This window comes from Frondihabitans sp. PhB161 (assembly GCF_003814635.1).
In the GTDB taxonomy this organism is placed as follows: domain Bacteria; phylum Actinomycetota; class Actinomycetes; order Actinomycetales; family Microbacteriaceae; genus Frondihabitans.
This window is the reverse complement of sequence record NZ_RKQW01000002.1, coordinates 342,314-355,233: the sequence shown is the minus strand read 5'-3', so window position 1 is coordinate 355,233 and position 12,920 is coordinate 342,314. Positions and strand designations below refer to the sequence as shown.

The 12,920-nt window shown below is 67.6% G+C and carries 11 protein-coding genes and 2 riboswitches; of the genes, 5 read left to right on the top strand and 6 right to left on the bottom strand.

What is annotated here, in order from left to right:
* Positions 1-16 precede the first annotated feature (16 nt).
* The 4 genes from EDF39_RS10360 to EDF39_RS10345 all read right to left on the bottom strand — a co-directional run bounded on the left by EDF39_RS10360 (position 17) and on the right by EDF39_RS10345 (position 3,784).
* Positions 17-1,159, bottom strand: coding sequence for a sigma-E factor regulatory protein RseB domain-containing protein (locus EDF39_RS10360; RefSeq protein ID WP_123942850.1), 1,143 nt, complete (start codon positions 1,157-1,159; stop codon positions 17-19).
* Between the two features lie 93 nt (positions 1,160-1,252).
* Positions 1,253-1,738 (bottom strand): FBP domain-containing protein, encoded by a 486-nt coding sequence (locus EDF39_RS10355; protein ID WP_158613210.1) that lies wholly within the window; start codon positions 1,736-1,738, stop codon positions 1,253-1,255.
* Positions 1,739-1,882: 144 nt separating this feature from the next.
* Positions 1,883-2,569 (bottom strand): hypothetical protein, encoded by a 687-nt coding sequence (locus EDF39_RS10350; RefSeq protein WP_123940349.1) that lies wholly within the window; start codon positions 2,567-2,569, stop codon positions 1,883-1,885.
* Positions 2,570-2,710: 141 nt separating this feature from the next.
* Positions 2,711-3,784, bottom strand: a complete 1,074-nt coding sequence (locus EDF39_RS10345) for a DUF475 domain-containing protein (RefSeq protein ID WP_123942845.1) — start codon at positions 3,782-3,784, stop codon at positions 2,711-2,713.
* A 171-nt stretch (positions 3,785-3,955) separates the two neighbouring features.
* Between EDF39_RS10345 and EDF39_RS10340 the strand changes: the two genes are divergently transcribed.
* From EDF39_RS10340 to gcvP, 4 genes are all read left to right on the top strand, one after another.
* Positions 3,956-4,513, top strand: coding sequence for an SseB family protein (locus EDF39_RS10340; RefSeq protein WP_123942843.1), 558 nt, complete (start codon positions 3,956-3,958; stop codon positions 4,511-4,513).
* Positions 4,514-4,604: 91 nt separating this feature from the next.
* Positions 4,605-4,700, top strand: a riboswitch (glycine riboswitch).
* A 7-nt stretch (positions 4,701-4,707) separates the two neighbouring features.
* Positions 4,708-4,812, top strand: a riboswitch (glycine riboswitch).
* 37 nt (positions 4,813-4,849) lie between these two features.
* Positions 4,850-5,992 (top strand): glycine cleavage system aminomethyltransferase GcvT, encoded by a 1,143-nt coding sequence (gcvT, locus tag EDF39_RS10335; RefSeq protein ID WP_123942841.1) that lies wholly within the window; start codon positions 4,850-4,852, stop codon positions 5,990-5,992.
* 26 nt (positions 5,993-6,018) lie between these two features.
* Positions 6,019-6,393: a glycine cleavage system protein GcvH gene (gene gcvH / locus EDF39_RS10330; protein WP_123942839.1), complete on the top strand. Its 375-nt coding sequence runs from the start codon at positions 6,019-6,021 to the stop codon at positions 6,391-6,393.
* Positions 6,390-9,305 carry an aminomethyl-transferring glycine dehydrogenase gene (gene gcvP, locus EDF39_RS10325; protein WP_123942837.1) on the top strand — a complete coding sequence of 972 codons (2,916 nt, stop codon included), beginning with the start codon at positions 6,390-6,392 and terminating at the stop codon, positions 9,303-9,305. Before gcvH ends, gcvP begins: the two co-directional genes overlap by 4 nt.
* 75 nt (positions 9,306-9,380) lie before the next feature.
* Here gcvP and EDF39_RS10320 read toward each other — a convergent pair whose 3' ends face one another.
* Together EDF39_RS10320 and EDF39_RS10315 are read right to left on the bottom strand one after the other, a co-directional pair.
* Positions 9,381-9,863 (bottom strand): peroxiredoxin, encoded by a 483-nt coding sequence (locus tag EDF39_RS10320; protein ID WP_123942835.1) that lies wholly within the window; start codon positions 9,861-9,863, stop codon positions 9,381-9,383.
* Positions 9,864-9,924: 61 nt separating this feature from the next.
* Positions 9,925-10,704 carry a CPBP family intramembrane glutamic endopeptidase gene (locus tag EDF39_RS10315; protein ID WP_199726205.1) on the bottom strand — a complete coding sequence of 260 codons (780 nt, stop codon included), beginning with the start codon at positions 10,702-10,704 and terminating at the stop codon, positions 9,925-9,927.
* A gap of 329 nt (positions 10,705-11,033) precedes the next feature.
* Between EDF39_RS10315 and EDF39_RS10310 the strand changes: the two genes are divergently transcribed.
* A complete protein-coding gene (locus tag EDF39_RS10310) occupies positions 11,034-12,794 on the top strand; it encodes an ABC transporter family substrate-binding protein (RefSeq protein ID WP_055963074.1) in 1,761 nt (586 codons plus the stop codon).
* Positions 12,795-12,920: the final 126 nt, after the last annotated feature.

Genomic DNA, 12,920 nt, shown 5'->3' with positions numbered 1-12,920 from the left:
GGTGGCAGAGCGGGGGTTACTGCGCGGCGACGGCGGCTTGGAGGGCAGAGGGGGTCACGGCGCCCGCGTACACCTCGCCGTCGTCGGTGATCAGCACGGTGACCAGTGCCGTCTTCAGCAGGCGTCCGCCGTCGACCGGTGTGAAGACCTGACCGAGCGTGTCGTCGCTGGAAAGCGCACTGATCGCCGATGTGGGAAGTTTCGCGCCGATGATGGTCGACCAACCGGTGCCGATGACGGTCGGCTGGGCTTCTGCCTTCGCCTTCGCGATGCGGTCGTTGCGGCTGGTGATGCCGGGATGGGACTTCGTGGTCGTGCCGCCCGCGTGCGCCGAGCGGTCGGGCACCGCGATCTTCTTCACGGTGGCGCCCTGCGGGGGCGTGAAGGCGAACGTCGAGGCCGCCGGGGTGGAGTAGTCGATCGAGGTGAACGAGACGGAGTAGGCCGGGTCGGTCTGGCCCTTGGCCGTCACCGCGACTCGCAACGGAACCCCGGTCGTGGCATCGACGGCCAGGGTTGCGGTCGTGATCAGGCTGCTCGAGTCGTTGGGCTCGAGCGTGACCTGATAGGCCTTCTGGCCGGCGATGCGAACGTTGTCGGAGGTCGAGACCGTCGTGTAGCGACCGATTGCCTTGAGGGCCGAGGCTGCGGCGGTGGCCGGGTCGGTCGGCACAGCACCGGTGGAGGGCGTCGCGCCGGCCGAGGGCGTGTCTCCGTCTCGGCTGGGGAGGGCGAGGTGCACGGCCGACTTGTCGCTGGAGTCGTAGGCCCAGACAGAGGTGCCGTTACGGATGACGTCGCGCTCCGCGAGCTGGTCGAGCGTCTGGACGCGCGACTTCGAGGAGCCGTCGACGAACACTCGGGCCTTGTGCGTGCCACTCAGCTGGCTGACGATGTCGGAGACGCCCGAGCCGTCACCGCTCGAAGTCGCCCCGGCGAACGACGAGAGGTCGGGAAGACCGAGGTTGGCCGTCTGCTCGACGGTGCCGGAGAACGACGTGCCCGCGCTCTTCTCAGCGAGAGCCACGATCTGCGCCGCTGACTTGGAGGGCAACGAGACACCGGCGTTGGCCATGCTGGGAATGGCGACCGCGCCCGCGATGACGACGGCGGGTACGGCGATCGCGGGGATCCACCGGAGCTTCGATTTCTGCAGCATTGCTACGACCTTCTTATGCGACTCATGTGATTCGGCAGGCTACGTCGCGAGTCTGCGAGCCGACTCCGAGAAGCAGTGTTCGGTCGACAGGCGTCAGCCTGCCGTCTTCATGACCCCGGCCGTGAAGCTCTGCACGCGCGCCAGAAGCCCGGCGGCGCGTTCGGCGATCCGCTCCGGAGGATTGAGATGGGGCGGTGCGATGCGGATGAGGAGGGAGCACGCGAGGTCTTCGCAGATGTACGTGCCGAGGGTGTTGCCGTTCAGCCCGGCCTCGCCAGCCCGGGGTGCTGTGAACAGTCGCACCTGGGTGGCGGGTTGGGGAGAGTGGCAGAGGGAGCACATGGCGGCGATACCGGGGCGCAATGTCGTGGAGGCGGTGCGGACGACGAGGCCGGTTGGCCGGTCGTCCATCCAGACGACGATGTACCCGCGCAGATGGGCCTGGCTGTCGCGCCACCCGAGGAATTCGCGCTCCTCCCAGAGCATCTCGTGCAGCCCGGGAATGGGCAGACGGTCGAGATCGCCGGGGAGGGCGTTCACGAACGACGAGCGGATGTCGTCTTCGGTCAGCGGCTTCACAGTCGGCCCTTCACTCAGTCGGTGTCGTTCCAGCCTAGCTATGGCCTCCGACAGAGGCCCGCACGCCGGTTTCTGCTGGGCGCGCGCCGAACGGCCCGTCGCACAGGGTGCGACGGGCCGTTCGGATGGTGCTGGGAGGGGGTGTTACTCGGTGATCTGGGCGCTGATGGTGGCGACTCCGACGAGGAGGTCGGCCTTGACGGCGTCGGTCTTGAAGGTGGAGTTCAGGAGTTTCGCGGCGACGCCGGAGACGTGGACGGTGGTGCCGGTGAGGACGCCGTTCTTGCCGTCCATGGAGAGGGGCTTGAGGCTGCCGCCGTGGAGGGAGAAGATGTAGGCCTGCTGGACGGCCATCTTGCCGTTGACGAGGACGTCGCCGTAGAGCTTGGAGTTGCCCGGGTTGACGGTGAAGTTCTCGAGGGTGACCTTGGTGGAGCCGGCGGTGAGGTTCAGGCCGGATCCGTCGTGCTCGACGATGCCCTGGACGTAGGGGCGGTAGGAGCCGTCAGGGCTCCAGTAGACGAGCGATCCGCCGGTGATGGGGAAGGCGATGTCGCTGCCGGTGAGGGTGGCTTTGCCCTCGGTGGAGGGGGTGAGGCCGAGGCTCTTCAACGCGGCGAGGAAGTCGCTGTCGAGGGCGACGGAGGTGTCTCCGCCGAAGATCTCGGGGACGGCCGCGGCCGGGGCGGGGACGGTCGACGAGGACGCGGCGAGGTGGACGTTCGAGGACGAGGGGGCGGCGTAGGCGGTGGAGACGCCGAGGCCGGTGACGCCGGCGACGAGGAGGCCGGCGGTAGCGAATCCGACTGTAGCTTTCGAGAACTTGCGCATGAGCTGTTCCTTACGTGGATAAATTGTGAATGCCTCTTGGGTACTCAGTGGGCGTTTGCCCGATGTCATGTGTTCGCCACCACCCCTGGAATGGTTTGCTCGATTTTCCGTTGTTACCGAGCCGTGACCATCGAGACATACTCACGAAGCGGGAGCGACCGGATCCTGGTTGCGGAGCGAGCGCCTGCGAGGGATCGACGTCAGCAGCGCGAGGCCGATGATGACGCTGCCGAACCAGCCGGCCAGTCCGCCGGGGATGGGTACGGCGAGGCTCGCCCAGAGGAGAACGGAGAGCACACCGAGGACGTAGGCCGCTCCCGCCTTGAGATAGCGGAGGCGCTTGAGCCCGCGCTCGGCGTTGACCGTCGCTGTGAGGCGAGCAAGGAAGACGGCTCCGATTGCCACCCCGACGACGGCCACCGCGGCTTCTTCGAGGTAGTTCAACCCGGGGGACGAGCTCGTCGACGAGAGCGTGTACGACCCGTCGAGGATCTCGAAGAGCATGAACACGGTCAGGCCGCGCTCGAAGACCACTGTCGCGGCATGCAGGTGGAGCTTCCAGCCCGCTGCCCCGTCGCGGGTCGCCCAGGCGGCCACGACCTTGTTCGCGAGGTAGGCCGCGATCCCGGTGGCGCTGCCGATCGCGATTGCGCCCCGGACGGACGGGTCGGCCAGAGCGACGGAGACCGCGGCGGCCGCCACCCCCACGCCGAGTGCGGCTGCGCGGGGAAAGCGGACTCGCGCGAGGGCGGCTTCGACGCGGCCCAGCCACGCCCGGCGGCTCGTCCGTTCGACGTTGAAGAGGTACTCCGAGAACACCAGCCAGATGAACACGGCGCCGAACGCGGCGATGCCGGGTCGGGCCGCCGCCAGATGCGCTGCGAAGAGGCCGGGTTGGAGGACGGCCTCCGCCGCGGCGTCGGCCGGCGACTCGGCCTGCGTCACGGCCACGGCGGTCGGCGGGAGCAGCAACCTCATGGCGAGGACTCCGAGGACCAGACCGACAGAGAGGAAGAGTCGTCGGGCGGGATGCTGGATCCTTGCCGCGATCCCGGCCATCGGCACCGACGTGTCGGCGGCCATCGCGATCTCGAGCAGCGCGAGGGCCGTCAGGGCTGCCGCAGCGGCGGGCGAGAGCAGGATCCACGCGACAGGCACGCAGACGGCCAATAAGAGGAGCGGCAGGGCGAGGCTGCTGCGGACGATCGGGCGCACGGGGGTGTCCTCTCGGGGGGAGTCGGGGGCGCGTCGTCGAGCCGAGGAGCCCAGTCAGTCAGTCGAGCCTGGACGGAGCCTCCGCGCCGATGTCGCGGGGTACCGCGGACGTCCCCCGACTCGCCGCCGTCGATTGAGGGGTTACGGAGGTTGGGCGGGCAAGGTGTTCTGATGACTTCCACCGAGGGTGCCGACACGAACGAGCCCCAGAACATCGACGCATCAACCACCGGCGAGACGGCTGACACGCAAGAAGAAGCGCGCGAGTCCACGCCGCTCGAGGCTGCGATCGCCAACGGCCAGGCCGGTCAGGGCGACATGAACGATGTCATCGCGCAGTTCGTCAACGCGCTCATCGTGGTTCCGACCGCCACCGAGGTCACCGACGACCTCAACGAGCTGCAGCCCGTGCTGTTCGACCGCGAGGGCATGCCGATGCTGGCTGTCTTCACCCACATCGACCGCATTCCTCCGCAGGTCGCCGACGTCGCGTCGTATGCCGTGCAACTGCCCGCAGCGGAGCTCGTCCAGGCGATCCCGGCCGAAACCGGGCTCGTCGTCAACCCCGGCAACCCCGAGGGCTTCGAGATGCTCGCCGAGGGAGTGCAGCAGCTCGCGAACGATGTGCGCAATATGGTCGCCGCGATGGAGCAGGCGCAGGCGGACGAACCCGCCGCTCCGACGACGACCCCCGGCAAGGTCGACCCGTCGGGTATTCCGAACTTCTAGGCCGATCGGTTCGAAGTCACACGCGGGAAACATCCCGTTGCTAGGCTCGACCGCGATCCACCAGGCACATCACAATCGAACATCGGGCCAGACACACGCCGCGGGAGAGCCTCCGACCACACCGGTCGGCCACCGAAGGAGCAAGCATCCCCGCCAATCTCTCAGGTACACGTACCGCGGCGAAGTAGCAGCACACTGGCCACTCTGAAAAGCAGGAGCACACCATCGCGCCTCGCCGACGGTGAAAGCCGCGCCCCTGGGCGCGGCGAAACTCTCAGGCCCATGACAGAGGGGGACTCCCTAGCTGACACGCGAACATCGCCCCCGGAGTCCTGAATGACCGATGCCATCGTCCCTCCCGCCGAAGACGCGGTCGAGCCGCGCTACAGCCCGTTGCACGAGGTGCACGTCGCGGCCGGAGCCAGCTTCACCGACTTCGCCGGCTGGCAGATGCCGGTCCGCTACTCGTCCGACCTGCAGGAGCACCACGCGGTGCGCACGGCAGCGGGGCTCTTCGACCTGTCGCACATGGCCGAGATCGCCGTCGTGGGGCCGGGCGCCGGGGCTTTTCTCGACCACGCCCTGGCAGGCACCCTGTCGACGATCGCGGTCGGCCGCGCAAAGTACTCGCTGCTGCTCGCCGATGAGGGCGGCATCATCGACGACCTCGTCGTCTACCGCCTCGACGAGCACGACTTCCTCGTGGTCGCGAACGCGGGCAACCGTGACGCCGCGTTCTCGGCTCTTGCCACCCGCGCCCACGACTTCGACGTGACGGTCGACGACGAGAGCGACGACATCGCGCTGATCGCGATCCAGGGGCCCGAGGCCGTCGGCGTGCTCGACGAACTCATCACCCGCGATCGGCTCGCCCCCGATGCCCCCCTCTCCGAGCTTCGTTATTACCGGGTGCTCCAGGGCACCTTCGACGATGCGCCCGTGCTGATCGCCCGCACCGGCTACACGGGGGAGGACGGCTTCGAGCTGTACATCGACAACGAGACCGCTCCGGTCCTGTGGCAGTCCCTAGCCGAGGCAGGTGCTCCGCGCGCCGTCGTGCCCGCCGGTCTCGCGAGCCGCGACACCCTGCGTCTCGAGGCGGGCATGCCCCTTTACGGTCATGAGCTCGGTCTCGACACCAAGCCGGCGCAGGCCGGTCTCGGCCGTGTCGTCGACGCGAGTAAGGCGAGCTTCGTCGGCCGTGACGGCGTCGCCGCGTCCGATGATGCCCGCGTCCTGGTGGGCCTGACCCTCGAAGGGCGCCGCGCCGCACGTGCCGAGTACTCGGTGGTCGATGAGGCCGGCGCCGTCGTCGGCGTCGTGACGAGCGGCGCGCTCTCGCCGACCCTCGGCCACCCCGTGGCCATGGCCTACGTCGAACCCGCCTCGTCCGCAGTCGGCACCGTGCTCGGTGTCGACGTCCGCGGCACCGTCATTCCCGCGACCGTCGTCGCACTCCCGTTCTACAAGCGCTCCTAAGCCGAGATCGTCGAAAGGCCACCCCCGTGTCTGACCTGACCACCCTGAAATACACCGCCGAGCACGAGTGGCTCCTGATCGACGGAGACACCGCCACCGTCGGAATCACCGACTACGCCGCCGACAAGCTGGGCGATGTCGTCTACGTCGACCTCCCCGCCGTGGGCACCGACGTCGAGGCCGGCAAGGTCGTCGGCGAGATCGAATCGACCAAGTCGGTCGGTGAACTCTTCGCCCCCGTGCTCGGCACGGTCACCGAGATCAACGACGCTGTCGTCGACAGCCCCGACCTCGTCAACTCCTCGCCGTTCGACGACGGCTGGCTCGTCAAGATCTCGCTCTCGGGCGGCCTCCCCGCCCTCCTGACCCGCGACGAGTACGTCGCCCTCACCGCCGAATGAGCGCCGAGCAGCGGGCTAGCGGCCTGATCGAGGGCACCGCGGCCGAGGGCTTCGTCGACCGCCACATCGGCACGACCCCGGAGTCGCAGCGCATCATGCTCGACGCGATCGGCGCCGAGAGCGTCCGCTCGCTCGTCGAGCGCGCCGTCCCCGACAGCATCCACGGCCGAACCCTCGCCTCGAGCGTGCTCCCGGAGCCCATCGGCGAGCGGGAGACACTCGCAGAGCTCCGCACCATCGCGAATCGCAACACGGTCAACCGCTCGTTCCTCGGTCTCGGCTACTACGGCACCGTCACTCCGGCCGTGATCCAGCGCAACGTCCTCGAGAACCCGAGTTGGTACACGGCCTACACGCCCTACCAGCCCGAGATCTCGCAGGGGCGTCTCGAAGCGCTCATCAACTTCCAGACCATGGTCTCCGAGCTGACGGGCCTCACCACCGCCAACGCGTCCATGCTCGATGAGGCCACCGCGGTGGTCGAGGGCATGCTTCTGGCTCGCCGCGCATCGAAGTCGAAGGCGAACGTCTTCGTCATCGATGCCGATGCCCTCCCTCAGACCAAGGCTCTCCTGCACGGCCGTGCCGAGGCCGTCGGCATCGACCTCGTCGAACTGCCGCTCGCGCGAATCGACGTCGATCAGATCCCCGAGGCGTTCGGTGTCTTCGTTCAGTACCCCGGCGCGTCCGGAGCGGTCTGGAACCCCGAGCCCGTCGTCGATCGCGTCCACCTGGGCGGCGGCCTCGCAGTAGTCGCCGCAGACCTCCTTTCGCTGACGATGATCACGGCACCCGGCGAGTTCGGTGCCGACGTCGCTGTCGGCACGAGCCAGCGCTTCGGCGTGCCCATGGGCTTCGGCGGCCCGCACGCCGGCTACATGGCCGTACGCACCGGCCTCGAGCGCCAGCTTCCCGGCCGTCTCGTCGGCGTCTCGCAAGACGCCGTCGGCAACCCCGCCTACCGCCTCAGCCTGCAGACCCGCGAGCAGCACATCCGCCGCGAGAAGGCCACCTCCAACATCTGCACGGCGCAGGTGCTCCTCGCCGTCATGGCCTCCATGTACGCCGTCTACCACGGGCCGTGGGGGCTGAAGCACATCGCGAAGCGCACACACCAGCACGCGGTCGACCTCGCGGCGGGCGCGGAGGCCGGAGGCCTCGGATCCTCGGCTCTGCCCTTCTTCGACACGGTCACCGTGACGGTTCCCGGACGCGCCGGCGCGATCGTCAGCGCCGCCCACGAGCGCGGCTACCTGCTGCTCGAGGTCGACGCCGACACCGTCTCGATCTCGACCGACGAGACGACGACCCGCGACGACCTCGTGGTGCTCGGCGAACTGCTCGGCATCGAGGTGCCCGAAGGATCCAGCTCGCCGCTTCCCGAGGCCCAGTTGCGCACCAGCGATTACCTCACGCACCCCGTCTTCCGCACGCACCGCAGCGAGACGAGCATGATGCGGTACCTGAAGCACCTCGCCGACAAGGACTACGCGCTCGACCGCGGCATGATCCCGCTGGGCTCGTGCACGATGAAGCTGAACGCGGCGACCGAGATGGCTGCTGTGACCTGGCCGGAGTTCGCCAACATCCACCCGTTCGCACCCGCGGCAGACGTCAGGGGCTACCTCGAGCTCATCGGGCAGCTCGAGGGCTGGCTCGCCGAGGTCACCGGGTACGACACGGTCTCGCTGCAGCCGAACGCCGGAAGCCAGGGCGAGCTCGCGGGCCTCCTGGCCATTCGCGGGTTCCACCTGGCGAACGGCGACGACGCGCGCACCGTCTGCCTCATTCCGCAGTCGGCGCACGGCACCAACGCGGCCAGCGCCGTCCTCGCGGGCCTCCGGGTCGTCGTGGTCGCCTGCGACGAGCAGGGCAACGTCGATCTCGCCGACCTGCGGGCGAAGGTCGAGTCGAACGCCGACGAGCTCGCCGCACTGATGATCACGTACCCGTCGACGCACGGCGTCTACGAGCACGACATCCGCGACATCACCGACGCCGTGCACGCCGCCGGCGGTCAGGTCTACGTCGACGGAGCCAACCTCAACGCGCTGCTCGGCTTCGCGCGGTTCGGCGAGTTCGGCGGCGACGTGTCGCACCTCAACCTGCACAAGACGTTCTGCATCCCGCACGGCGGTGGCGGGCCCGGAGTCGGGCCGGTCGCGGCGAAGGCGCACCTCGCGCCGTTCCTGCCCGGGCATCCCCTCGCGCAGCAGGCCGATCGTCGAACCGGCGCTCCCGCGGCAGTCGGCACCGACCGTCTCGCCCACGCCGGCGTGCCCGTGTCGGCCGCACCCTACGGGTCGCCGAGCATCCTGCCGATCTCGTGGGCGTACGTCCGCATGATGGGCACCGACGGCCTGACCGAGGCCACCGGGGCAGCTGTGCTGTCGGCCAACTACGTGGCGGCGCGTCTCCGCGACCACTACCCGGTGCTCTACTCGGGCGACGGCGGGCTGGTGGCGCACGAGTGCATTCTCGACCTCCGGCCGCTTCGCGACGAGACCGGTGTGACCGTCGACGACGTGGCCAAGCGCCTCATCGACTACGGATTCCACTCGCCGACAATGTCGTTCCCGGTCGCCGGCACTCTCATGGTCGAGCCGACCGAGAGCGAAGATCTGACCGAGATCGACCGCTTCGTCGACGCGATGATCGCGATCAAGCACGAGGCCGATCGGGTCGGCGCCGGCGAGTGGTCGGCCGAGGAGTCACCGCTCCGTGGCGCCCCGCACACCGCCGAATCGGCGATCGTGGGGGAGTGGACGGCTGCGTACAGCCGCGAAGAAGCCGTCTACCCGCTGAAGTCGCTGGTCCGCTCGAAGTACTGGCCGCCGGTGCGCCGGATCGACCAGGCATACGGCGACCGCAACCTGTTCTGCGCGTGCCCACCCGTCGAGGCCTTCGCCTAGTGGCATGACACCGCTTTTCGGTGCCCCCACCGCCCATCGGCGGTGCCTGGGCCGAAAAGCGGTGTCAAGCGGGGGTTACGCGGCGAGAGTCTCGGCGACAGCCTTCTGCAAGACCTCGGGCTTCCGAAAACGCGCGCCGACGAGCGCGACGTGCTTCCACCGCAGCACACCCGCAGCGTCGATGACGAACACCGACCGGCGCAGGCCGATCCCCGCGAGGCCGATACCGTAGGCGCTGACGGCCTTGCCCTGCTCGTCAGACAGCAGTGGAAAGTTGAGCCCCTCTTTGCGGGCGAACCGCTCGTGGCTGTCGAGGCCCTGCTTGCTGATGCCCCAGACAGTGGCTCCGAGCGAGGTGAAGCCCGCGAGCTCGGTCTGGTAGCTGCAGAGCTGGGCGGTGCAGACGGCTGATTCGTCGCCCGGGTAGAACGCCAGGATCAACGGCGATCCGGCGGCTGCCGACAGGGAGTACTCCGACCGGACCACCTCGCCGTCGACGAGCTGGATGCCGGGAAGGGTGAAGTCGGGGGCCGCGGCGCCGACATCGGGGATGCTCATGCCGCAACGGTAGTGCCGCCGGCCCGCGAGTCAGCAGGGAATCAGCGGGCCCGGCACGACGTCAGCCGGGCGTCCCGAACAGCGCCGGGAAAGCGGCGGCGGCCCAGGGGTAGCCGACGAAGACCGCCGCATCCATGAGGAAGTGCGCGATCACGAGCGGCAGGATCCTGCCGAATCGCAGGTAGAGCCACCCGAAGACGAGGCCCATGACGGCGTTGCCGACGAATGCTCCGAAGCCCTGATACAGGTGATAGGTGCCGCGGAGAAGGGCGGCGGACAGAAGGATCCAGACGGGTCGCCACCCGAGGTCGCGCAGCCTCGCGAACAGGTAGGCGACGACGATCACTTCTTCGGTCACACCGGAGCGCAGCGCAGAGAGCAGCAGCACCGGCACGGTCCACCAGTGAGCTGCGAGGTTCGTCGGCACGACGTCGACGGTGATGCCGATGGCGCGTCCGGCGAAGTAGAGGGCGAGACCCGGGATGCCGATGGTCAGGGCGAGACCGGCACCGCCGAGGGCATCGCGCCCGAAGCGGCGACCGCTCGATAAGTCGAGGCCGAGACGCGCCAGGTGCGGCGAGGCGGCCTGCCAGAGGAGGAACCCGACGAGGATGACCGGCACCAGGTCGAAGGCGATGCCGAGCACCTGATAGACGAAGTCGAAGAGTTCGCGGCTGTCGAGAGAGTTGTTGAGGTTGGCCGTCTGGCTCGACAGGGGAGTGGGCCGGGTCAGCAGATCGAGGATCTGCACCACGGCGTACACGGCGCTGGCCCCGAGGGAGAGGCCCAGGACGAGGAGGATCTCGGCGCGCAGGCGACCTCGCGTGGTGCCGGACGGCAGAGGAACGGCCACCGGAAAATCGAGCGGGGCACGGAAGAACGGGCGGCGGGTCACCGGGCAATGATGTCAGACCGAGTTACCCCGCTTGAAATACTTGGACGCACCTGCATGCTGCCTGAAACGCACGATTATTGCGTCACGCAGTAGCCCCGCGCTAATTACCGGCCACCCGTGCAAGAAACTCGCTTGGCGTGTTTCCAAGTCGTAACGCTTTGTTCGGCGGTTTGGCGAATTGCAACCCGTTCCTTAGTGTCTTCTTATCCAGAGCGGTCCGCCGTGCCCCTTGCCCGGAGCCGCTGTGCGTCACATTCCATCAGGAGGAACATTCAGTGAAAATCACTGGTAAGCGACTGCGCCCGCTCGTCGGGGCCATTGCACTCGTAGGGGCGGCCACTGTCGTCCTCTCCGGCTGCACCACCTCGGGTGCCACCGACAACGAGACGTCCAAGACCGGCGGCAACGTAACGATCGCCCAGGTCAACGAGGTCTCGTCGTTCAACTACAACACCCCCCAGGGCAACCTCGACACGAACGGCATGGTGAACTACCTCACCCAGCCGCAGTTCTTCACTCTCGACGACCAGTACAAGATCGTTCACAACTCCGATCTCGGCTCGTACAAGAAGCTCAGCGACAACCCGCTCAAGGTGGAGTACACGCTGAACGACGACGACAAGTGGTCCGACGGCACGGCGATGACCGCTGACGACCTTCTCCTCGGATGGGCTCAGGCCTCGGGGTACTACGACTCGGCCACCCTGAACGACGCGGGTGAAGTCACCAAGGGCACGCAGTACTTCTCCACCGCGGCTGGCGCGCCGTTCTCGACCAACCTCCCGACGGTTTCGAACGACAACCACACCATCACGTACACCTACGACGAGCCCTACGTCGACTGGGAGCTCGTGAACCCGATCCAGTTCCCGGCGCACATCGTCGCGAAGAAGGCCGGCGTCTCGACCGAAGACCTCACGAAGGCCATTCTCGACACGCCCAAGGGCGACACCGCGAAGCCTGCTTCGCCCAACAAGACGATCCTCGCCGCGGCGAAGCTCATCAACACGGGCTACGACGCCACGTCGCTTCCGAGCGACAAAGACCTCCTCGTCTCCGGCGGACCCCTCCAGGTCTCGGCCTGGACCCCGAAGCAGTCGATGACGTTCGTCCCGAACAAGGAATACAAGGGCGACCACACCGTCAAGTTCTCGAAGCTCGTCATGCGCTTCATCGGCGATGCGAACGCTCAGGTGACGGCTCTCCAGAACGGCGAGGTCGACGCGATCCAGCCGCAGCCTTCCGCTGACACGGTCAAGGCCCTCAAGGCCGCGAACTCGACCGTCATCGACGGCAGCCAGGTCGCCTACGACCACCTCGACCTCAACTTCGGTTCGTCGGTCTTCAAAGACGAGAACGTGCGCAAGGCGTTCCTTCTGACCATCCCTCGCGAAGACATCCTCAAGTCGATCGTCACCCCGATCAACTCCAGCGCCAAGGTGCTCGACTCGCAGGTCTTCCTGCCGGGCCAGGAGGGCTACGAGGAGTCCGTCTCGAAGAACGGCTCGAGCGACTACGACAAGGTCGACATCGCCCAGGCCAAGAAGCTCCTGAACGGTGCGACTCCGACCGTCAAGATCCTCTACAACACGCTGAACCCCAACCGCGTCGACTCCTTCCAGGCCATCCAGGCCTCCGCTGCCAAGGCCGGCATCAAGGTCACCGACGGTGGCTCGCCCAAGTGGAGCGAACTCCTCGCCGGTGGCGACTACGACGCGTCGATCTTCGGCTGGGTCAACCCGGGTGCCGGTAACGCCGCCCTTCCGCAGCTGTTCGAGACCAACAACAGCGGAAACTACAACAAGTACAACGACAAGACCGTCAGCGACCTCGCGGTCAAGACGCAGACGACTCTTGACGCTGACCAGCTCCTGACCGAGAAGGAGCAGATCGACGCCGGCACGTTCGCCGACGCCTACGGCCTGCCCCTCTTCCAGACGCCGGGCCTGTTCGCGACGAACTCGAACCTCAAGGGTGTCAAGTTCTTCGGTGGCCAGACCGGAATCGTCTGGAACATCTGGGACTGGACCAAATAGGAAGAGCGTGACCGGGTTGGCCGTCTGACGGCCATCTCGTTCCACACCTCGACAGGGCGGGCGTCGGGTTCTCACAAGAACTCGACGCCCGTCGTCTGCCGAGTCCCGTAGTAGCCTCGTCATGCT